This is a genomic window from Poritiphilus flavus (assembly GCF_009901585.1).
Taxonomy (GTDB): Bacteria; Bacteroidota; Bacteroidia; order Flavobacteriales; family Flavobacteriaceae; genus Poritiphilus; species Poritiphilus flavus.
This window is the reverse complement of sequence record NZ_WXYO01000001.1, coordinates 317,804-339,766: the sequence shown is the minus strand read 5'-3', so window position 1 is coordinate 339,766 and position 21,963 is coordinate 317,804. Positions and strand designations below refer to the sequence as shown.

General features: G+C 41.3%; 17 protein-coding genes. 12 read left to right on the top strand and 5 right to left on the bottom strand.

What is annotated here, in order from left to right:
* Positions 1–12: 12 nt before the first annotated feature.
* The gene (locus GTQ38_RS01275) at positions 13–1,227 is read right to left on the bottom strand and encodes an APC family permease (RefSeq protein ID WP_161433413.1); all 1,215 of its coding nucleotides are present in this window, start codon (positions 1,225–1,227) and stop codon (positions 13–15) included.
* A 506-nt stretch (positions 1,228–1,733) separates the two neighbouring features.
* On the opposite strand from GTQ38_RS01275, the gene GTQ38_RS01270 reads away from it, so the two are divergent.
* The 5 genes from GTQ38_RS01270 to GTQ38_RS01250 all read left to right on the top strand — a co-directional run bounded on the left by GTQ38_RS01270 (position 1,734) and on the right by GTQ38_RS01250 (position 7,006).
* The gene (locus tag GTQ38_RS01270) at positions 1,734–2,711 is read left to right on the top strand and encodes a 2-hydroxyacid dehydrogenase (protein WP_161433412.1); all 978 of its coding nucleotides are present in this window, start codon (positions 1,734–1,736) and stop codon (positions 2,709–2,711) included.
* Position 2,712: 1 nt separating this feature from the next.
* Entirely contained in the window at positions 2,713–4,398 is a 1,686-nt protein-coding gene (locus GTQ38_RS01265) for a DUF5060 domain-containing protein (protein WP_161433411.1), read from the top strand.
* The gene (locus GTQ38_RS01260) at positions 4,395–4,562 is read left to right on the top strand and encodes a hypothetical protein (RefSeq protein ID WP_161433410.1); all 168 of its coding nucleotides are present in this window, start codon (positions 4,395–4,397) and stop codon (positions 4,560–4,562) included. Before GTQ38_RS01265 ends, GTQ38_RS01260 begins: the two co-directional genes overlap by 4 nt.
* 24 nt (positions 4,563–4,586) lie before the next feature.
* Positions 4,587–5,363, top strand: coding sequence for a DUF2490 domain-containing protein (locus tag GTQ38_RS01255; RefSeq protein ID WP_161433409.1), 777 nt, complete (start codon positions 4,587–4,589; stop codon positions 5,361–5,363).
* 215 nt (positions 5,364–5,578) lie between these two features.
* Positions 5,579–7,006, top strand: a complete 1,428-nt coding sequence (locus GTQ38_RS01250) for a Gfo/Idh/MocA family protein (protein WP_161433408.1) — start codon at positions 5,579–5,581, stop codon at positions 7,004–7,006.
* Between the two features lie 139 nt (positions 7,007–7,145).
* On the opposite strand, the gene GTQ38_RS01245 is transcribed toward GTQ38_RS01250, so the two are convergent.
* The 3 genes from GTQ38_RS01245 to GTQ38_RS01235 form a co-directional block, all read right to left on the bottom strand.
* Positions 7,146–8,606 (bottom strand): Gfo/Idh/MocA family protein, encoded by a 1,461-nt coding sequence (locus GTQ38_RS01245; RefSeq protein WP_161433407.1) that lies wholly within the window; start codon positions 8,604–8,606, stop codon positions 7,146–7,148.
* Between the two features lie 53 nt (positions 8,607–8,659).
* Positions 8,660–9,289: a 3-keto-disaccharide hydrolase gene (locus GTQ38_RS01240; protein ID WP_161433406.1), complete on the bottom strand. Its 630-nt coding sequence runs from the start codon at positions 9,287–9,289 to the stop codon at positions 8,660–8,662.
* Positions 9,290–9,416: 127 nt separating this feature from the next.
* Positions 9,417–9,938 (bottom strand): hypothetical protein, encoded by a 522-nt coding sequence (locus GTQ38_RS01235; RefSeq protein WP_161433405.1) that lies wholly within the window; start codon positions 9,936–9,938, stop codon positions 9,417–9,419.
* 207 nt (positions 9,939–10,145) lie between these two features.
* On the opposite strand from GTQ38_RS01235, the gene GTQ38_RS01230 reads away from it, so the two are divergent.
* The 4 genes from GTQ38_RS01230 (at position 10,146) to GTQ38_RS01215 (ending at position 15,427) form a co-directional block, all read left to right on the top strand.
* Positions 10,146–13,292, top strand: coding sequence for an ATP-binding protein (locus GTQ38_RS01230; RefSeq protein WP_161433404.1), 3,147 nt, complete (start codon positions 10,146–10,148; stop codon positions 13,290–13,292).
* 317 nt (positions 13,293–13,609) lie between these two features.
* Positions 13,610–14,221, top strand: coding sequence for a hypothetical protein (locus GTQ38_RS01225; RefSeq protein ID WP_161433403.1), 612 nt, complete (start codon positions 13,610–13,612; stop codon positions 14,219–14,221).
* Positions 14,222–14,267: 46 nt separating this feature from the next.
* Positions 14,268–14,738: a hypothetical protein gene (locus tag GTQ38_RS01220; RefSeq protein ID WP_161433402.1), complete on the top strand. Its 471-nt coding sequence runs from the start codon at positions 14,268–14,270 to the stop codon at positions 14,736–14,738.
* A 20-nt stretch (positions 14,739–14,758) separates the two neighbouring features.
* The gene (locus GTQ38_RS01215) at positions 14,759–15,427 is read left to right on the top strand and encodes a hypothetical protein (protein ID WP_161433401.1); all 669 of its coding nucleotides are present in this window, start codon (positions 14,759–14,761) and stop codon (positions 15,425–15,427) included.
* 334 nt (positions 15,428–15,761) lie between these two features.
* Here GTQ38_RS01215 and GTQ38_RS01210 read toward each other — a convergent pair whose 3' ends face one another.
* Complete coding sequence (locus GTQ38_RS01210) at positions 15,762–19,349, bottom strand: TIR domain-containing protein (protein WP_161433400.1); 3,588 nt, start codon at positions 19,347–19,349, stop codon at positions 15,762–15,764.
* Positions 19,350–20,023: 674 nt separating this feature from the next.
* On the opposite strand from GTQ38_RS01210, the gene GTQ38_RS01205 reads away from it, so the two are divergent.
* The 3 genes from GTQ38_RS01205 to GTQ38_RS01195 all read left to right on the top strand — a co-directional run bounded on the left by GTQ38_RS01205 (position 20,024) and on the right by GTQ38_RS01195 (position 21,945).
* Positions 20,024–20,596 (top strand): hypothetical protein, encoded by a 573-nt coding sequence (locus GTQ38_RS01205; RefSeq protein ID WP_161433399.1) that lies wholly within the window; start codon positions 20,024–20,026, stop codon positions 20,594–20,596.
* A gap of 174 nt (positions 20,597–20,770) precedes the next feature.
* Positions 20,771–21,028 (top strand): hypothetical protein, encoded by a 258-nt coding sequence (locus tag GTQ38_RS01200; RefSeq protein ID WP_161433398.1) that lies wholly within the window; start codon positions 20,771–20,773, stop codon positions 21,026–21,028.
* A 68-nt stretch (positions 21,029–21,096) separates the two neighbouring features.
* Entirely contained in the window at positions 21,097–21,945 is an 849-nt protein-coding gene (locus tag GTQ38_RS01195; RefSeq protein WP_161433397.1) for a hypothetical protein, read from the top strand.
* Positions 21,946–21,963 lie beyond the last annotated feature (18 nt).

Here is a 21,963-nt window from a genome sequence, read left to right as displayed (position 1 = left end):
AGAAAGCACACCTTAACCCATTATTTTAAAACTTAGGATCCCAAGGCAACCTACTAATGCCACATAGGGCAACCAAATGGGATATATCTTGCTATCCTTCGTCACCGCGTCTCCCCGGGTTTTTATAATGATCAGGGCCACATTCAATACAGAAAAAATAACCAGGATAAGAAAACTGGTCGCCTCTGCCAATCCTACCAGGGGAAAGAACAAGCTAAGGGCCAGGACAATAGCTGTGGCCAAAACAGTCGAACGTATAGGAGTCTTGGTTTTCGGGTGCACTTTAGCCAGAAGCTTTGGAGCCCTTTTCTCCTTCCCCAGTCCATACAGTACCCTTGATGACATTATTATTTGAACTAAGGCCCCATTGATTCCTGTAAGCATACTTATTATGACAAAAATCCTGCTCACCACATGGCCGTCACCCTCTATTATTTTGGCCAAGGGAGCATTGACTTCTGCAAGTTCAGCCGGATCGACGGTTGTGACCATGGTCGCTGCCACTAACACATATAATGAAGTGGTCCCCAACACTGCCCATATCATAGCTTTGGGCAAATTGGTCTTCACCTGCTTTACCTCTTCGGCCATATTTACCATATCCTCAAAACCGATAAAGGCATAAAATGCCAAAAATGCCCCGGATGCTACCCCAAAAAGTGGAAAGCCATCCATAGACTGGGGGTTAAGGTCAAGAAGAATATCAGAGATTCGGGACAGGTTTTCTCCCTTTGAAAAGAAAATATAAAAGAGAGCTCCCACTTCAATAATGGTAATTACCATAACAGCCTTTACGGATTCCCCCACTCCCCATGCACATATAAGTCCCATCAGTACAACAAGCACAATTAGTCCCAACGCCTCTGGTACGATTACCAGCTCCTGAAAAAAAGTAATGGTAGCTACCGAGAGAGTGGCCGCGGACACCACACCGGTAAGGATTACCATCCACCCGATAAGACCGGAGAACAAGGAACTCCCGAAAGCTTTATACACATATTTGGCTTCACCTGCGCTTGCGGGGTATCGCGATGAAAGCTCCGCAAAGGTGAATACGTTTAAAAAGGCCAAAAGACCGGCCAGTAAAAATGATAAAGGGGCCGCCATTCCAGCCATGCCTGCTACTTTTCCAGAAAGGGCATAGAAACCACCTCCAACCATGGTGCCCAAACCGTAGAGAAATAATACGGGCAAGGAAATGGATCTTTTCAATTTGGCTTCACTCATTTTTTGGTCTAAATCAGTGTAGCCTTATTATAGTGGTTTTTTTTGAACTTTATAAATTCAGAACTAACATCAAGGGACAATGCTGTTGTTTTAAATCAAAATTCAGACGATAGCTGTATTCCCTTAATTAAAACAACTAAAAATCACTATTTGAGGAGAAGGATTCTCCTAATTCCATGCTTGTTGCACTATATTAAATCAATTTCCCACTTTATCTGATCAAAATGATGTCAAAAGAATTATTGATTTTAAATTAGAGACTGATAACCAGTTAAAACTAAAAAGAATAAGGAACTGGGCCAGAGAAATAGCTCAAACAAACTATTCGGAAAAAGAAATTTGTGAATACCTTGATTATTTAGGCTCAGAATACCGGAATCAACAGATGTTTATAAACTCAAGTACAAGCTTAGTGCTAAAGATGATCTGGAGTCAGTGCATTACACAGCGGGGAAACAGGTTTTGCAGGGCAGGAGAGGCGCTGAAACATCTATAGTAGTTTTAGAATGGACGGAGTAGTTTTCATTTCAGGTCCTGTTCATCCGGTAACTTTCCAGCTACTGGAAGAAGCTGGTTTGAGAACGAAAAAATGGAAGGAGGATCGAAGACCTTCTCAAGAAGAGGTCATTGAAAATTGTCAAGAGGCCTGTGCATTGATCAGTCTTGTAAGAGACAAGCTTGATGCCTTCTTTTTTAAATCATGTCCTCAATTACGCGCGATCAGCAATTACGCAGTAGGTTTTGAAAATATTGATCTTTCTGAGGCGAATAGAAGAAGGATTCCTATAGGGTATACTCCCGAGGTTTTGAGTAACTCAACGGCCGAATTAACCATAGCGCTACTGCTGGCGTGTTCAAGGAATATCCTATCGGCCAATCAGGCCATAAGACGTGGAGAATGGACACATTTTGATCCGATGAAGCATTTAGGTACAGATCTTTCGGGAAAGACACTCGGAATATTCGGGATGGGACGGATTGGCAGTCTTGTAGCTAAAAAGGCCAGACTAGGCTTTGATATGGAGATCATTTATAATTCCAGGAATCGAAACGAGGAAGTGGAAGACAGACTAGGTGCAGCGTATGTGAGTTGGGAAGACCTGCTTGAAAGTAGTGATTTTCTTTCTGCTCATTGCCCGATTACGGAGCGCACCGCAGGAATATTTAATAAACAGACGTTTCAAAGAATGAAATCTACCGCATTCTTCATTAATGCGGCCAGAGGGGGTATCCATGTCGAAGAGGACCTCATCCAAGCCTTAAACCAAAGGGAAATAGCGGGTTCCGGACTGGATGTGACCAATCCGGAACCCATGAGGTCCGATAACCCACTATTGTCTATGAGCAATGTGGTGGTCACACCACATATAGGATCTGCGACTATGGAAACAAGAAAAAAAATGGGCGAGATATGTGCACATAATATCATCCAAGGGCTATCCGGCAAACCGATGATTCATACAATAAACCCAAATTTCGTTTAATATGAGAAAAGCCATCTACCAGGTCATCTGTAGAACCAAATATCTGTTTTTGGGATTACTGCTCATTTTTATTGATGTCTCTTTTGGCCAGGAAGCACGCCAATATGAAGTGGTGGAACTTCAGTTCAACGGATCGCAGTATAAGGCTACAGACAACCCTGTAAGGGACATAGAATTAGTCACAAAATGGGTCCATGAAAGCGGGGAACCGTCCTACAAAATTTATGGATTCTATGATGGGGATGGGAAAGGAGGAGCCTCAGGCGATGTATTCAAGGTACGGTTTTGCCCGACCAAACCGGGCAAATGGATGCTCGCGGAAGTCACTTCCAATGACATAAAGCTGGAAGGCCAACAACAGGGTTATACACTAGAATGTAGTTCTTCCGATCATTCCGGCTTTTGGTCTGTAGATGCGGAATCCAAAGGTCAGCGATGGTACAAAAGGTCTGACGGATCGCACCCCTATATCATTGGGAATACGATGTATTCGTTTTTGTCGGAGACGAAGAAGAACCTTGAACCTACAGGTGGAAATATTCTGGATGATGCCGTACAAAGTGCGGCATATTTTAATAAACTGAGGTTTGCCATTACCGGAGATATCTATCCACATCCCACGGAGAAGCCCTTCCTTGATTCTTCTGGAAAACCTACGGATAATGGGGATTTTGGTCACCGCCCCAACCCTGAGTGGTTTATGGAGCGTGTTGACCTGGCGGTAAAAACCTGCTATGACAGTGATGTGATTGCCGACGTGATTATGAATGGTCCTGATTCTGAAAATGCGCGATCACCCTTGCGCGCTGGTGAAAATGGAGGAGATTATAAACCATTTCTGAAATACATTATCGCCAGGTATGGAAGTTATCCAAATGTATGGCTTTGCCTCTCCAATGAATACGATATAAGAAAGCCAAAATTTACACCGGGATATATGGTTCAGGTAGGAGAGGTGACCAGAGATTTAATGCCATACAACCTTCCACTGAGTGTCCATGCTGACCAGGGTCACTGGCATCATCGGCTAAACATTCCGGATGACTGGAACGATCATATCATCATCCAAAACAAAATGAAATACATTAAAAATTCAGCGGACTGCAATAACCTTAACTATTGGATAGGAGATCGCAAACCCGTTTTCAATGACGAGTTAGCCTATGAGGGAGCAGGAGATGGTTGGACAGAAGGTGATGTAATTGAAGCCATTTTAGGTGCGTTCCTGGGTGGGGGTTATGGTTCTACTGCTTATAAGCACCCGTCATCCAAAGAGGGCCATTACTTCTCTGGTAACTTCAGCGCCGAAGAGCACACTTCCGCTGATAACCTCAGATGGTTCCGTCAACAGATAGATGAAAATATCGGATTTTGGAAAATGGAACCAAGTTTCGCCACCGATGTGAGCTACAAGAAAGGCTTTCCTGGTTCCAGGACGGCTATATTCTATGAGGTGAGCGAGGACTTCAGGGCCATGCACGCGGGACAAGACGCCTTTTTGCTCGGTACGAATATGGCCGTTAAAGATATTCATGCATTTCTTCCAGAAGGAAACTGGACTGTCACCCGATTCGATGCGATTGCGATGGAGAAAAAAGTGATCGCCGAAAATGCTAATGGTGAGTTCCTGTTTGATTCACCCGATTCACGAGCGGTATTGTTTCATTTTGAAAAAACCAAAGAATGAATAAAGATCAGTTCATCATTATCGATGACGATGCTACCGGATGTCAAAATGTGCATGGTATAGATGTGGTATGGCCTATTGATGTCGATTTGATATGTCAAAATATCGGGAAAGGAGAAAGCTTTTTCGTTGAAACGATGAAAAGATATATCGGCAACTACTAAATTTGCTGCTTCAAATTAATTCAGTTGAGATCTTTCGTTATTGCTGCAGCCTTAGTATTGTTTTTGTCAGGTCCCTCATCTTATGGTCAGGAGTTACCTGAAAGAGTGGTAAATGAAAATGCTCAATTTTGGATTTCAACCAATAATCTATTCAGAATTGCCAGTCGTTGGGCCATATTGAATGATATTCATATTCGCAGAAACAATTTTGTAGCGGACCCGAATTTCTACTTCCTTCGTTTTGGCGGCCAGTACTATTTAAATGCTAATCTACGGTTAGCAGCGGGTTATGCGCACCTTTGGTTGACTCCAACCGGTGACTGGGACAATTTCCAAAACGAGAATAGAATTTACCAGCAGTTAAGTTTATCCAGACGCTATGAAAAGCTGAACGCCTTATTCAGGATTAGAATAGAGCAACGCTTTTTCAACAATGTGATGGATGGTCAATCCTTAAACGACGATTTTTTTGTCAACCGCCTTCGATTTCTGGTCAGTGCCGGATTTCCCTTTAAACAGGACGGACCCACAGAATTAATATTAGCCAATGAAATACACCTTAATTTTGGTGAAGATGTGGTCTTTAATACCTTTAACCAGAACAGGTTGACTGTTGGCATAAAGCATAAATTAAATAAGAATTGGAAAGTGGATTGTGGATATATGATGGTCTATCAGCAACTCGCTGCAGGTAATGTTTACAATCTTAATCATACTTTGCGACTGTTCTTCTATGGCAGCTTCGATTTCAGGAAGAATAAAAACTCTCCATTTGACGAGATAAGGCATAGTGAAGAGTAAAACCAGCTCTAAAAAGAAGTAGAAAAGAGGTTCTGGAAGGGAGAACTATACGTCACGATATAGTGATAAAGGAAGTAGGAAATTGAAAAAATCCAATCTTTTTAACCAGCTAACCATCAATATATTAACTTTAGGAACCAGTTTGGATTGCAAGACCATGCCAGCCCCATATGGTTTAAGGATACAAAAATTAAAAAACTATAACTACTTCGATTATGAACAAAAGAGATTTTCTAAAGTCCATACTTTCAGTTTCATCGCTCACTATTTTGCCTTCGTGGGCATGGCCGTACAATACACTAAATGAGGTCCGAACAGCACACATAGGGGTAGGTAATATGGGATTTGAGGACTTAAAGGCAATTTCTTCTCATAGTCAAGTGAAAGTTACCGCGCTTTGCGATGTAGACTCCAATTACCTTAAGGCCGCCAAAAAAATGTTCCCTGAGGCCAAGACATTTTCCGACTACAGGGAATTATTACGGACCATGGGTGATAAGATCGATGCGGTAATAGTTTCAACCCCAGACCATACGCATGCTCCGGCATCGATAACGGCAATGAAGATGGGCAAACCGGTTTACTGCCAGAAACCCTTGACACATCATGTTACTGAAGCAAGGGTTATGCGCAAACTAGCTGAGGAAATGAATCTGGTAACCCAGATGGGTATACAGGTTCATTCCTTTTATGATTATAAATTGGCTACGTTGCTCATACAATCGGGTATTATCGGCAAAGTTCATACGGTTCATGCATGGTCCCCCAAAAATTGGGGATACAATGGTCCAACTCCACAGGGAAGTGACCCTGTTCCCGATAGTTTAGATTGGAATCTTTGGTTGGGGACATCCCAGGAAAGACCTTATAAAAAGGGCTACTACCATCCTGGTAACTGGAGAAAATTAGTGGATTATGGTTGTGGAACCTTAGGAGATATGGGGGTGCATATTTTTGACACTCCGTATAATGCGCTTGCTTTAGATGTACCGCTCACCATTAAAAACGAATGTAGAGAACCCAATGGATTTGCGTATCCGGAGAATAATACGGTCACATACGAATTTCCGGGTACAGAATACACCGCGAAGAGCCTGAAATGGATCTGGTATGATGGCCCGGGGGTTCCTAAAATGCATGAGGATCTAAAATTACCCGGATCGATTTCAGAAAAAGACGGCATGTCAGATAAAAGAGAGCAGTCGATGGAGGATAAAATGTCCTTGAATGCCAAAGAAGCTCAAGAGGGGGAATTACCAGAACAAGGAGCGATGTTTGTCGGTGAACAAGGACGTCTCTTGTTGCCTCATTTTATGCAATTGCCAAGGAAAATCGTCGATGGAAAATATGTAGACATTTCCAAAGAGATATCACAGGTGCACAGTACGTATGATATGGGCGAACCGATACGTAATTATGAATCGGAAGGTCCAAAACACTATCATCAGTTTATTGATGCATGCCTGGGAAAAGATACCTGTACCGCGCCTTTTTCGTATGCTTCAAAACTGACAGAAACCATACTATTGGGTGTAATAGCCGGACGTTTTCCGGGTAAAACACTTCATTGGAATGCGGAGCAAGGAGCGTTCACGGAAAAAGAAGCGAACAAATATTTAGACTCAGAATATAGAAGTTTTTAGACTGATCTTTGAAGGGTTTCCAACCTCATTCGAACGATTAAGAAGGTAATGGACTTCATATCAGGCATTCGGGATTACTCGTCCGGGCTGACCCGAGCGTCAGGTCAATAGCTCATTACACGGACCTGTGTTTAGCAAGTTACATTTTCCAGCCTTCGCGATACTCCCTGCTTACAAATTGATTCGCCTCTTCCAGATTGGTGATCCGCATATTTTCACCGTCCCATAACAGCTTTTTTCTACCAAAGAACTCCATTTGCCCTTCCTGGAGTTCCCGTCTTAGCATATAGCTTCGTATCGCCAGATTGCCCATCAAAACAGTCTCTGTCATAGGCCCTGCATAGTCGAAAGATGAGGTAAGGCCCTTGTGTTCTTCGCTATCAAATCCGGCCTTACAGGCGTCCACCCACTTGCGTTGATGCCCATATTCCGGTTCTTCATTATCCTCAATCTCAGGGCCGAGTTCCATGGTACCATCGTTCAGGAACAACTTTGGCATCAAGGGAGAACTATCATTGATATTTGTTGAGATAATACCTTTTTCACCGATAATAAGCACTCCATTGGCGCTATTGGTGCCACCAATACCATATTCTGAGGGTATGATGTCCGGATGAGAGGGTCTTATGCCTCCATCACTCCAGGTCATTTCAATAGGTGCTTTGCTCTTGTCTGTTGCCTCAAAATGCAGGGTAATAAAAGACGTTGCCGGAGCACCTTCAGGGTGATAATCAGGGGTCCACATCTGTGTGAATACGGAACCTACGCTGCACTCGGCATCCGTTGGATATTTCAGGCCCAAGGTTCTGAAGGGGATATCGATCAAATGACAACCTACATCACCCAGGGCGCCTGTACCGTAGTCCCACCAGCCCCTCCAATTAAAGGGATGGAGGTTTGGGGTATAAGGCCTTTCGGATGCAGGCCCTAACCAAAGATCCCATTTTAGTGCCTCCGGCTTTTGGGTGGCATCCGGTTCCGGCATAGCATAACCCTGCGGCCAGACAGGTCTGTTGGTCCAGACCTGGACCTTGGCGATCTTTCCAAGTTTATCAGAATCGACCCAATCCTGAACCATATTTAATAATGGGTTGGAACCGCCTTGATTGCCCATCTGGGTGACCACCTTTTTCTCGCGAGCCAATTCGGTAAGAATACGTGCCTCACGAATATTGTGTGTCAAAGGCTTTTGAACGTAGACATGAATGCCCCGTTCCATAGCAGCCTTTGCGGCCGGGCCATGCACGTGGTCTGGAGTGGATATTGTTACCGCATCAATGTTTTTCTGCTTATCCAACATCCTGCGGTAATCATCGTATAACTTGGCTTTAGGAAATCGTTCCACAGATCTCTTGGCTGATCCTGAAAAATCTACATCGCACAAGGCCACAACCCGCTCTCTGCCATTGACAGAAGCGTTGGCTATATCACTAGCTCCCTTACCACCGGCGCCAATAGCAGCCAAATGAAGACGGTCACTTGGGGCAAGGTATCCCTGACCACCTAGTACATGGCGTGGTACTATAAAAATAGAAGACGCTATTACACTATTCTTGATAAATTTTCTTCGAGATTTTTGAGATTGGTTTTTAGTTGACACTGTGGGCAATTTTAAATTAGTTTTTTCTTTTTGGTGATGGAAACTACGTGGGATTATTCAAGGATCCTTACTTCAATATCCTTGTAGAAAACGGTGCTGCCCGGGTCATGCCCCTGAAGGGCAAAGGTGCCCTGAGACAATATTCTGGCCTTACCGCCTTCGCCACGAACCGGATCTTCAGGCTCAGTGTAGTCTACAATGACAATGTCGTTTATTTTCACAACAATACGCTTATCCGTCACGGTGATAGATTCGGTATACCACTCATTATCTTTAACATAAGTTTCCCTGGTATCTATAATGCCGTACAGACTGCCTGTTCGCCTCCAGTCCTCTTGAGTATTGTTTACTTGCACTTCATAACCTTTACTGGGCCACCCTTCTTCCTGATATTTGGTATGAAAGTAAATTCCTGAGTTGGATCCTGGCATGGTTTTTACCTGGCACCTGAACTCAAAATTCTTGAATTCGTGATTTTGCAACTCTCCCTGATAGAACAAATGAGCACGTGGACCGGCAGCCTTAATGGTCCCGTCTACGACGGAAAAGGTACCTGGATTTTCACTGGCCTTCCATTCCTTTAAGTCTTTCCCATTGAACAATGGGATCCATTCTTTTGTAGATTGACCTTGGGTTAAAAAAGTGAATAGCAGGGCCAGCGGAAAGATAATTCGTCTTTTCATTTTCTTTAGTTCTAGATGGTGTGCCTTTTTGATTTGCTTAGTTTCCTGTCGCATTACACAAAAAGGTAGTTCAATTTAAGAAGTAATTTATCGTAAACCATAAGAAATGAACAAAACGAACAATTATTCAACTTCTGGTTAATACTAAAAGTACTCGCGCAGGTTCCTGCTGACCATCACCATCAAAATCGAAAGTAGTGGGGCCTTCAATAGTTAAGGTATTGCTACCTGAATTGAACTGAATTGCGAAAAACTCATACTCATCCGGACCATCCTCATCAAAATTGACGATCAATAGGTCTTCATCGAAACAAAGACTTCCGGAAGAGTTGTCACTTGGCTCTCCAGGTTCAGAAATACTGAGGGTAAACCTACCTCCTGACTGAATGCTCAGGGTAACACTACCTCCTTCTGCCACAACATCGATTTCCTGTACCGGCCCCGTCACGTCCAACCCGAAGTTTGCGGTGGTCGCGTTCCAATTACCTGAAATGTCGGAAACCGACAAATTTGTGCCCTGAAGGGAACAATCCGGACCTTCGTCATCTTCACTACAAGATGTTAATAGCGCTCCCATGGCTATACATAAAACTGTACATAGGAAATATCTAAACTTTTTAAGGACCAAAATGTGATTCTTTTTTTCCATGACTTTGAATTTTAAGGGTTATTATCAACTGAATACTGTCAATGTCAACAGTATTGATAAAAGTATTGGCACCTAAGCTGTTCCTTTGCCACGGATGTTCCATTTTCTGGTACTTAGGATACCTGCATGGATAAGTTCTTAAAATGTTGAATGGATGGATATTAGCATTAACTTAGTGGTAATGCCGACAACCTCCATTTACAAAACATGGGAAAATACTTCCTTTTTGGTCTTATTTGTTTGAATTGTTGCCTTCTACGCGCCCAATTAAGGGACAAAATAGACAGCTTAGCCACCGTACTTGAAGAACATGGTCAAAAGGACTCGACAGAAGTAAAACTGCTGTTGGATATGGCCAATGCCTACAGGGGAGTAAACCTGGACACATCATACCTCTACGCAAAAAAAGCCTCAAAACTTGCCTCAAAACTGGATTATGTCTACGGTATGGCTTCAGCAAATAAGATCAAGGGGACTTATTTTCTGTACACCGGAGTTATGGACAGTTGTGTTTTTTATTACGAAAAAGGGCAAAAGCTGTTCCATCAAATTGGGGATTTGGATGGAGTACATGATATTAATTACAATTTAGGTCTTTTACATGCCTCGGTGTCCGAATATGACAAGGCCATTTCTTATTATGAAAAAGACTTTGCCTACCGACAAGAGTTAGGGGATACACTTGGCATTGCGGATGGTTACTTAAATATCGGTGCGGTCTATTTGTATAAAGGAGACAATCAGAAGGCCTATAAGAATCTTACAGCGGCCATTCCCTATTTTGAACATGCGGGGGATTACTTGTCGGTCGCAAAGGTCAATTTTAACCTGGGCACTATCCAGTGGAACTACAGCAACTTTGATCTGGCACTAAAGGACTTTTTTGCATCTCTTGAAGTCTTTGAAGAAGAAGGAGACCACTACCTGTTGGCCAGTTGCTTTGAAAATATAGCGGGGGTTTATGAAAACATGGAGAACTACGCCAGTGCTCTAAAATATTATAGAGCTTCACTTCACCATAGTGAGGAAGTTGGGGATGCGAGGCTCACGGCTTCCAACTATCACAGTCTTGGTGTAGTGATGGACAAGTATGCAAAACGCGATTCTGCCCTTTATTACTTTGATAAAAGCCTCAAACTTTCCGAGGAAAGTGATTTTAAGGATTTACTTAGCCTCAATTACCATAGCCTGGGAGTATTGCACGGAAAGACGAGTTTCTCTGAGGGGATCTCATTTCTCAACAAAAGTATTGCACTAAAACAAGTCATTGAAACAGACAATTTTAACCTGGCGACTTCGCTCTACGAGTTAGGTTCCTTACAGGCTCGTGAACGAGAATTTTCAGAGGCCAGGAAAAGCCTGGAGGAGGGTTGGAATATTTCCCGGCTGACTGACTCCAAAGACATAAAAAGCAAACTGTCCTTTGCATTATATGAGCTTCACAGAAGTATCGGAAATGAAACCGAGGCCCTCACCTACCTCGAGCAGTATCGGCTGCTAAAGGACAGCATTTTTGATGATGAGGCCAACAAAAACATTGTCGCCAGGGAGATACAATATGAAACTGCCAAAAAAGACCAGCAAATTCAGTTATTGACTACGGAAAGAGAACTGAAAGAAGCAGAAGTTATGGCCCAGGAAGCTTTGCTAAAACAAAATACCACCCAAAGAAACCTCTTGCTGGCAGGGATATTTTCGGTTCTTATCATTTCCTTACTGTTGTTCAGAAACTACAAAACAAAGTTGCGCTCCGAAGAGGTGGCCAACAAAAAGCAGCGCGAATTTGCGCAGCTCAGGTCGCGTTTTTTTGCCAATGTCTCTCATGAGTTTCGCACCCCACTTACCCTGATCCTGGGCCCGTTAAAGGATCTGTTGTCATCCCCTTCGGAAGATCCGGAGCACAAACAGAGTTATGAGTTAATGAAAAGAAATGGCGAAAAACTCCTGGGCCTGGTAAACCAGCTATTGGATCTGGCTAAATTGGAATCAGGAACTTTGCCGCTACAGATCTCCGAAGATAATCTGAACACTTCTTTGAAAACCATTGCTGCTTCCTTTGATTCCTGGGCCGAACATAAAAACATTGCTTTCCAGGCAGACATTTCCGATGCCATTGCAATGGGTTGGTTTGATGGCGATGCTTTGGAAAAGATCATTAACAACTTATTATCCAATGCCTTCAAGTTCACTCCTGAAAACGGAAGTGTTCATTTTAGGGCATCGCTTGTGAATTCAACCCAGGATGGGAGTGAATCGGTTAAAATTGAAGTAAAGGATACAGGAACTGGAATGTCAGGTCCGGAAATGGACAAGATCTTTGACCGCTTCTATCAATCCGACGCCTTCCGAAATGGCACAAAAACAGGAACTGGTATTGGACTGGCATTGGTAAAAGAACTTACTGAACTCCATCATGGAAGTATTAGCGTTGACAGCGAGCTGTCCAAAGGCACGACTTTTACGCTGACGTTGCCCATTGCCAAAGCAGCTTTCGACGTGAAAGAAATCGTTTCAATACGTTCAATAACAACGGCTTCAAAGGACACAGGAATAAGGTCTTCATATCAAAGTCCCGAAGTGCAGAGCGACCAGCCTGCTAAAAAGGATCTTCCGCTACTGCTTGTCGTTGAGGATAATGACGACGTTAGACGTTACATAAAGAAGCAGCTATACCAGGAATATAACATTCAGGAGGCTGTCAACGGATCTGAAGGTTTTAACATAGCAGAACGTACAATTCCTGATTTGATCATCAGTGATGTAATGATGCCGGATATGGACGGACTCTCACTGTGCAAAAAACTGAAGGAAGATGAAAAGACCAGCCATATCCCAATAATACTCCTCACTGCTCTAGCTTCACAAGTCTCCAAGGTAGAGGGGATAGAGACCGGTGCTGACGCTTATATAGTAAAACCATTTGATAAAAAGGAGCTAAGGGCGCGGATAAAAAATCTCATCGCACAACGCAAAAAGTTACGCGAAAAATACAGTAGACAACTAAGCTTGCAACCGAAGGCTCTTGCCGTAACCTCAGCTGATGAACGGTTTCTTGAAAAACTGGTAACTCTCGTGGAAAAACACCTGGATGACTCAACGTTCAGCGTAGAGGATTTGGCTGGTGAAATTGGAATGAGCAGAACACAGTTGTTCCGTAAAATGCGAGCCTTGATTGATCAGTCGCCCCAGGATTTTGTACGGGATTTTAGATTAAAGCGGGCTGCCCAATTGCTCCAAAAAAAGGCAGGCAACGTCTCTGAAATTGCCTATCAGGTAGGATTTAACAACCTCTCCTACTTTACCAAGCGATTTAAGGAATTGTTTGGGCAGACTCCTTCGGAATATTCCGGATGATTCCACCGGAATGTGGGAAAAATAAATTCTGAATTTGCTTTAGCCCCATATCCAAATGGCGGCTTGAAGAAGAAAATATGGTACACTATATGCAGAAAATATTCTTCTAGTTGTAATCTTTTTAGTAAAAAACCCTATCTTCTTATCCTTCCCCAATATCGTTGGATTATTTATTCAAGAAGACCACATAAGTGGCCGACTGAGGCTACGGAAAATATAGTTCCATATTGCTAAATATGGAAATGTTTAAAATTAATAGGTGACCAGCGGGCCTATCGAGTCTAACATGAGCGGCCCCCAACTTTCTGCAAGCAAATATGAAACATACCATTAATTGGAATTACATCGCCACGATAGCAAGTGCTGTCACAATCATCATTACAATTAGCTTGGTGAGTAATGAAAAGCATGATCAAGTACTATATTCTACAATTGAGATGCTGAAAATTGACCGGGATACCAAAACCGAAGAAATTAATAATTTAAGGCAAAACGACAATCTGATTTGGTATAACAAAATAAATGAGGTTACCGAATATTATGAAAATGAGCTGGTAAGAATAGACGACTTAAATAAGAAGCGCTTAAAGTTAATTTCCGATTCATTAGAAGTTATAAATCAAAGTAAAACTAAATATGGCGACAGTACGAGACTTGCTGTACTATATGGGGCTATGTGTTTTGATCACCTTGAGTTAAAAGAAAGAGAATTGAAAAACAGGAATGATGAAGTGAAATTGCTTAAGCAGATAATAGTTAACAATGACTCTATAATTAGAAGCTATGAATTATCATTTAATGATATTTTAAAAATTAAACCATATAAATCTAACAGGTATATTATTTATGCAATAATATCACTTTCATTGGCCACCTTACTTATAAGCTTCTATTGGATAATCGCGAACAAGTTTCGTGCGAAACCTTAGCGGTGAATTAGAATTCATAGAGTAAAATGTCAATAAGCGATCGAAAATGCAGCCTTATATTCCAATAGACCAGGATAAAATCGAGTTCAAAAAGGAGGTTAAATTGAAATATCCGGATTGTTATGAAAAAGGAGTGTATGAACTCTATTATTTTGATGGTTCAAATCCAAGAACGATTAGCCGCTTGTTTGGAGCAGATGACAAAGGAATTCTATACATCGGGTGCACAAAGAAAGCTTTGCTAAAAAGGGTCAGTGATCTACAAAAAACAATTATGGAGAACTCAAAATCGGAACAGAAACGGCCGGTTGTCAAAGGATACAAAACATTGAATAAAAAGTTCTTCCGAATTCGGAAAAAAATTGATGTGAATAACCTCTATGTTTCCCTATTTCAATATGATCGTCCAAAATATGAGGAAAGCAGGCGCTTGGAAAATTACGTGATTCAATTTGGTGAACTACCGCCTTTGAATGGTCAGTATGGTTCAGAGGACCCAGATTGGACAATGTTCTAGTAAAGCTTAAATAATATTAGATGGGTAAGGATAAAAGAAAAGACAAATCAAGAGAAAAAAGATTTGACTTGTTTAAAAGTCTATTGATCGCTCTTGCAAGTGGATTTAGTGTGGTTTTGTTTCAACAGCTATTCTTTAAAGACAATTTAGATTATAGGTTTCAAAAGGAGTTGCTAAAAGAGAATTATGAGTATTACATAGCAATTCAACATTTAGCGGACTTTAGACAAATCACCCAGTTCAGTTATAGATTTGAGATTTTTCTTGATGAAGATTCATTAGAGAGAATACGACAGTATAGTCCAAATACAGATAAAATCACCCTTAAATATAGGCCGCCAGTTATCCCTGCTGAATTTAGATATGTCAAAATACCAGATTTAGCTGTTGATAGCCAAAGACAAAAGGAATGGTTGCGCAATAAAAATTTCATAATTGCCAATAAGAATAAAATTGATCAGGATATTTATCTAGAGTTTCAACAAATAATCAAAATTGTAGACGAAAATCCATGGCCTCCTAAACCAGTATATTTAAGTCTATTCAAGGATTATGATTCAATCCCTGAACTCCCTAGAATTGGGTTTGAGGACAGGAACATCTGGACGGATTCAGTATTTATGGAAACTTGGTTTGAAAAGAATCGAATTTTATGGGAAAAAGCTAACGAGTACGTTAGGATTAAATAACAAAAATAGTGGCTAACACTGGCTACAATTCATTTCTGCTTTTCGCTAACTTCAAATATTTAGCCTAAAATGGTGAGTATTTGATATTCTTTGTTATAAAATGAAACTGTACTATAACTTTCATTATGTCAAATTACAGGCAATATAATCCCTGTTCACATTTTATACCTTACCCTCTTTATTCTTTGTTTTAACAACCGTTTAAATATACTCAACTGCTTCCATAAAAGGTTCGTTTTAGAAGACAATTCTAGAACCTTTAAATTAACTTTGGGCTTTGGAAAAAGTCACTTCTGCCATAGAAACCACAAAAGTGATCATCGGCTTAAAAATTCTATTTTGGCCATTTATTTCCTCTGTCCGTTGGCTCGGTGATGCCGAAGGTCCTCATCTCTTCGATGCTTAGTCGATAAAAGTCAGTTGTCTCCAACCATTGCAAGATTCCCTTCGGTGTGAGAATGAGTTCGAGTCCGTTATATGAAGATGTTACTGCGGTATTTTCATTGTTAGAGATAGTGAGAATTCGGGACGGTAAGTTTTTGACCTCCATAATCGATTCTCCGTTGTAGTTTAATATTCTTACTACTCCGCTTCCCCAAACCATCAGACTTTCTGAATTATTAAGGAATTTCGCACCGCTAATGTCATCTCCATGATTCACTTCGCCAACCAGTTTACCCATTATGTTATAGATCCTGATCCAGTTTGCATGAGTTCTAGTGAATATATAGGAATCCTTTGAATCGATGCTCGCTTCGTCGATACTAGTTGGGTGTGGTAACGTGGCAACCACAAAACCCCGCCTGTCCCAGATTTTCACCTCGGCCGGGCTATAATTGTATTTGCCAGGCACCCACGTGACAAAGGTGCGACCCGTACTGGATACACGAAGATTATTCACACCCACTTTCTCGCCATGTGTGAGGGCCGAAATCAACTTTCCATCAAATCCCCAGAGCTTAGCCGGTGCTTTTCCCCCCCACCAAGTCAATAGTTTTTGCTGATTTGGAACAAACATTGCGCGCAAGGGGTCGTCCACGTGGGCAAGGTCGGCAATTATTCCGCCATCCCACCGCCGCAGAGTAACCGGGTGCTCAACATTCCCTGGGGCATAAGTGTGAAAAAGGATAATCTTTGCATCAGATGAGAAGTGCACTTTGCTTATTCCGCGTATATCGTGAGAAATCTTGACAACTATGTCTTCAGACTCACTCCATAATATAGCGTCCCCTTTCGAATCCCAGATAACTGCCTTGCCCCCGTCTGGTGTAATAACTGCTCCCCGTATATCCTTGACCGAAAGCTCTTCGATCACCTTACCTGGTCCATCCCATATGATTGCCTGCTGCAACGACCAAGTGATGAAGCGATTAGCATTAGTAGCGAAAGAAATACCATTAGATCCCTGTGGTCTGGAAACTCTAATCAACTCCTTGAGATGGTCCCATATGAACACCTCACCTCTGGAGGTCCATGACCGGAATCGATCGCCAACAAATTGCGCCCCGGCTACCGGTCCGGAGTGTTTCACTTCACGAATAAGCTGGCCCCGTGCATTCAGAAGCTTCACAAGCCCGTTCTCAAACCAAACCAGAATGCGTTTATCATCGTCCGAGAACAAAGCGCCATCGGGAAATACCCGTACAGGTAAATCAACCCTTTTTATATAGCTGACTTTTCGCCACAACTTGACAATTCCATCGTGAGCCCACGTCAGGATCGAGCCATCCTCAGAATGTTGGTTGACTCCCCGGATCATTGCTTGGTGGTACATTTCTCCTATAAGCTTCCCATCCGCTTCCCATAGTCGAGCCTTGAAGACGCCGTCCTCTACCAAACCCCCAGGTCCGACTCCTTCCCAGCTGATGATTTGATCTCCCTCATTTAGAAAATTGGCTGCATCAATACGGTGATCGTGTGCCATCTCCCCCAATTGATCACCCTGATTGTTCCAGACTCTAACAACTCTCTCGTCCCAAGTCAGTATTCGGCGTCCAGCACTTGATACCCTTACGTTAACGATTGGTGCTTTTCCATGATTAAACTGACTTAAGACCTTCCCTTTACCATCCAGCAACATAACGGATGAATCCTGAAACCAAACTACTAGCCGCGAACTATCTTCGGAGAAAGTCGCACCCCGCACAAGTTTGAGGTTTGATTTCTTCGCTATATGCAGCGTTGCAATGTCTAGGAAGCCCAATTGCCCTGATTTCCAAAAGAGTGCGACTTGACGACCATCCGCCGAAACCGCTACCTCGGCAAGGTCTCCAATCTCCAAGATGAGCTTAGCCATTCCATCCCAGATGCGAACAAAGCTGTCTCCTCCCCACGTCAAAACCCTACCGTTGCGTAGGATCCAGGAACGATCTATTGAATTCTTATGGATCAGGCTTCCAAGCCGCTGACCATTGCTGTTGATAAGATAAGCTTCTGCAAGCTGTCCCAGATGATAGTTCCGACTCCAAGTCACAATTCGGTTCCCATCTTTTGATATGCGCAGCTTGTGCATGAATCTAGGAAGTGGGATCTCTTTATAAGGCTGTCCATTGTGATCTAGGAAAATCAGCTTCTCATCAAAGCCCAGGGCAATACCTTTGGCATCCGGAAGTGAAACCATGTCGAAAGGAGCTCTGTCAAAGGGAAGCTCACTCTTCAAGGTGCCATCCGCCGACCATATCTTGACACTCGCTGATACTGTAAGGAGAGAATGGCTACAAGGAAGAAATCTGACCGCACTCAACGGTTCTCGATTCACAAGTGTTGCCTGTAGCTCCCCATCACGACTCCATACAAACGCATCATTTCCATTCTCGGTCCAACTGGCTATCAAGCTTCCGTCTAAAGATACCGCTGACCTACCGGTATGGTTTGGTACAATCTCACTTGTCATAAGAAAAGCCTGTCGTTGGCTAAGATTGTAGAAGAGGCGTGCAACTTCGTAAGAGATCTCCGGTGAGGGTTTTAGATAATGTGCCTGCTCGAGCAGACGTAGCGCACGCGTTGGATCCGCCTCCTCGAGAGCCTTCGATTGGACAACAAGTGATCGCGTCTCTGCGATTTTCCGTTGTTCATTCGCAATTTTAGTTTGTCTAACGGCATTATCTTTTTCCTTTACGGCAATATTTCTTTGCTCCATGGCTGCAAGAGAACTGTCTCTCGCAATTTGACGCTGTCTCCGGGCAGAATCAGAACTGTCTCTGGCAATTCTAGCCTGTTCCTTGGCAATTTTAGTTTGTTCATTCGCAATTTTGGTTTTTTCTACTGCAATAGCTTGTTGGCCAAATGCATAAATCATTAAGCCTATAGCAGCCAGGAATAATATCAATAGCATTGCAATGGCCCCATTCCGAATCCTTATCATTCTGCGATGTTCGGATACTTCTTCGCTTGCCAAGTCATTCGGAGACTTGTTATGTAGTTCAGCGGCTAATTTTAAAATTTCCTTTTTAAAAATGGGGTTATTTAACGAAAGGTCTTCTTCCGTTTTTGATTTTCTAAGATCAATATAAAATGGCTCATCATGAAACTTGTCGTCCAATGTAGGCGGTAGTGAATTATTATCAGGATTTTGAAAACAATTATTGTGTTCATCCCATTTCATTTCTCCTTCTGTTAGAGCTATTAGTATGGTATCAATCGATTTATGTTCCAACCAATACTTAACTTCCTTATCAACCCATTTAGACTTTTCAGATAAGTGAGATGCCAAAAGGATAAGATAATCCGACGCATCTAATGCCTCAGTAATATTTTTCCATAAATGTGGCGAAGCCGTTAAACTTGATTCGTCCCGAAATATCTCGAGATTACGTTTTTTATACCAAGGTTTGGCGAATTTTTGTAATGCACTTTGAAGCGCCTCGGCGAATATGTCATCTGCTTGATGGGAATATGAAATAAAGGCGTTAAAATGTTTCATGGATTAACCTAAGTTAATAAAGATAATTGATTGATTTGATGAATATCTAACAAACACATGATACTAATGCAAATGACTATATCAGGACAATCGGCTCAGTTAATTAACTTAGAATCTTAGGTTTTTCGAAGTTTAATTACTTTATCTTAAATAATGAAAACATTTCATTAGACGAGGCCAGAGTACTTAACGGAGACAGAATAAAACTAAGGGTAGAAGGAGAACTTAATCCGGAATTAGGCTTAGATCAGAGAATACATGCTGAATTTTAGAAGTTCATGATGGGCTTAAAAAAAGGGACCACAGGCCATAAGACCCGCAGTCCCTTGTCCGAGAAATATTTTGCGAGTTTACCTTAGCGATCAGATGGATAAGGAACTTCTTAAGTTGCTTTGGCTATCTCCGCAATGTTAGTCTTAAAAATACCCATGAATGGGTATTTTTTTATGTCATAATTATTCTAATATTCATGAGCTCCTTCTCTTGTGAAACTATCCCCTCTTATATTTATTTTTTTTCAGTGCCAGAAGTAAAATTCTTGTTTGAGCACTTATATGAGATTTGAGAAGCCTTTAAAACTTCTCCTATTCGCAGATATCATAAAATCAATGGATGTATTTGGGATTATGTGAAACGCCGGTTAAAAATGCAAAAGTCTATTTAAAGGATTAATCATGATAACGAATAAATCAAGACTTTGGAAGTTTGTCTCCAATATTTTCGTATCAGTGGACCAATTGGGAAATGCAATTGCAGGCGGTAATCCCGACAACACAATTTCCGCAAGGGTAGGGTTTTACAATCATCATTATTATCCTGAAGGAAAAGTCCCTTGGTACTGGCGTTGGTTTCAAAATATAATCGACGGCACCTTTTATCCTGTTGATGGATGGAACCATTGTCATGAAGCGTACCACAATGATGCGGGAGAAGTCTTTGACAATAGGGCTACTAATATTATGATTGCGTTTGCGGCAATCATAATTATTACTAGCTGCATTTTTATTGCAGCAATACTTTATCTTTTATGGCTTCTCCAAATAGTGAAACCCAAAACGATAGATAGGGCGCTCAATCTTCAAAAACGGTTTATAAAGACTACAAATGCATTGAATAGTGTAAATCAAGAAATTTCCGAACACGGGCTGGACTTTGATTTGACTGAAGTACGCGTACAATTTACAGATTTAAAAAAACAATTTTATGCGATTGATGAAGCAATTAAGCCTATCCAGAAGAATCATTGATTTGATTCAAGAATAATCATAGGAATTGATAAAAGCGCATGCAGATGTAGAAGAAAAGGATTCTAAATTATATGTAAACTATCCCAGGCTAATTTTTATTACATATGATAAAGTGAATAATGTTACAATTTTCAGCCCTGTTCAAGCGCAAAGGGCGATTATTAATCGAGGACGATGAATACAAAAAGAAAAGATTTTACTCCTACCGGCTTTATAGGTAAAGGCGAGAATTTGGTAATGGATCTACAACAAGAGAATTTCTATTTAGTCAAAGAAACTGAATTTGATTCAGCTGACTCCATGGATGAAATTCAATGTGAGTTATTACATCCTGTTGAGAATGAATTAAGTATCGAGTACTACAGGTATGAACCACCTCGGTATATCACACTAGAAAAGGGGGGACTTCAAAGTGTTCTTCTTCAGTCGTGATTTCAAACAAAACAAAGAGAATATTGTCTAATTAAACTAACAAAAATTGATATGCTAGAACCTATAAAATGAAATGGAACATCCCAAACATATATTTTGTAATTGTGCATGGCATTCTCGCCGGCTGGATAGTTTTTCTATCAACAAAAGGAGCTTTGACAAATAATTCATACGATGGGTTTTTTGAGCGAATAACTATAAGAGGCCGTATTACTGCGGGTGTGCTGTTGGCAATACTTATTCTACTTATTTTACAAGAATTTAATAATCAAAATGGACTTTATAATAAAGATAAGATTATAGGAAAGGAGCAACTTATTAGAGATTCAATAATAACGGCTAGTATCAAAAAAGGAGTCGATTCAGCGAGTAGTACTTTGTTTAATAGCCTAGCTATAGCATTTTCAAATCAAAACTTAAAGATTGATACTTTAAAGAATACTATTAATACTCTTTCAAAGTCCCCTAAGGTGACTAATATAATCAATGAAAAAGATCCTATAATCTTGATAAGAAGTCGATCAAGTAAGTGGTCTGGAATTTATTACAATCAGGACATCGATAGGTACGATATTACCATAGAAAGTCTTGGGGCTGGGTCAACAAATTTCAATATCCAATGCTACTTACTGATCGAATTTGAAAATGGTCTCAAAAAGTTGGAAAAACCAATATTTTTAAGGGAATACAGTATAATAATGACAACCATGCATAGCCCCTTAACAAATACCACGAAAGATGTCAAAGAACTATATCTATATATTAATGGAACATACTCAAACTTATCACTAAGCAAAAATTACAAAGTAGATTACCTATGGAGCTACGATAAAGCGCGAAACGAAACCTTAGGAAGAGAAGGGGGAATTAAAACCAAAATAGTAAATGAGATTTATGAAATAGCGAAAAGCAATTAATAAATTCAAACAGAGTGA

Bases quoted from the DNA above. Each gene is read 5' to 3' on its own strand.
- GTQ38_RS01275 (WP_161433413.1), bottom strand. From the start codon at position 1,227: ATGAGTGAAGCCAAATTGAAAAGATCCATTTCCTTGCCCGTATTATTT.
- GTQ38_RS01270 (WP_161433412.1), top strand. From the start codon at position 1,734: ATGGACGGAGTAGTTTTCATTTCAGGTCCTGTTCATCCGGTAACTTTC.
- GTQ38_RS01265 (WP_161433411.1), top strand. From the start codon at position 2,713: ATGAGAAAAGCCATCTACCAGGTCATCTGTAGAACCAAATATCTGTTT.
- GTQ38_RS01260 (WP_161433410.1), top strand. From the start codon at position 4,395: ATGAATAAAGATCAGTTCATCATTATCGATGACGATGCTACCGGATGT.
- GTQ38_RS01250 (WP_161433408.1), top strand. From the start codon at position 5,579: ATGAACAAAAGAGATTTTCTAAAGTCCATACTTTCAGTTTCATCGCTC.
- GTQ38_RS01240 (WP_161433406.1), bottom strand. From the start codon at position 9,289: ATGAAAAGACGAATTATCTTTCCGCTGGCCCTGCTATTCACTTTTTTA.
- GTQ38_RS01235 (WP_161433405.1), bottom strand. From the start codon at position 9,938: ATGGAAAAAAAGAATCACATTTTGGTCCTTAAAAAGTTTAGATATTTC.
- GTQ38_RS01230 (WP_161433404.1), top strand. From the start codon at position 10,146: ATGGGAAAATACTTCCTTTTTGGTCTTATTTGTTTGAATTGTTGCCTT.
- GTQ38_RS01225 (WP_161433403.1), top strand. From the start codon at position 13,610: ATGAAACATACCATTAATTGGAATTACATCGCCACGATAGCAAGTGCT.
- GTQ38_RS01220 (WP_161433402.1), top strand. From the start codon at position 14,268: ATGCAGCCTTATATTCCAATAGACCAGGATAAAATCGAGTTCAAAAAG.
- GTQ38_RS01215 (WP_161433401.1), top strand. From the start codon at position 14,759: ATGGGTAAGGATAAAAGAAAAGACAAATCAAGAGAAAAAAGATTTGAC.
- GTQ38_RS01210 (WP_161433400.1), bottom strand. From the start codon at position 19,349: ATGAAACATTTTAACGCCTTTATTTCATATTCCCATCAAGCAGATGAC.
- GTQ38_RS01205 (WP_161433399.1), top strand. From the start codon at position 20,024: ATGATAACGAATAAATCAAGACTTTGGAAGTTTGTCTCCAATATTTTC.
- GTQ38_RS01200 (WP_161433398.1), top strand. From the start codon at position 20,771: ATGAATACAAAAAGAAAAGATTTTACTCCTACCGGCTTTATAGGTAAA.
- GTQ38_RS01195 (WP_161433397.1), top strand. From the start codon at position 21,097: ATGAAATGGAACATCCCAAACATATATTTTGTAATTGTGCATGGCATT.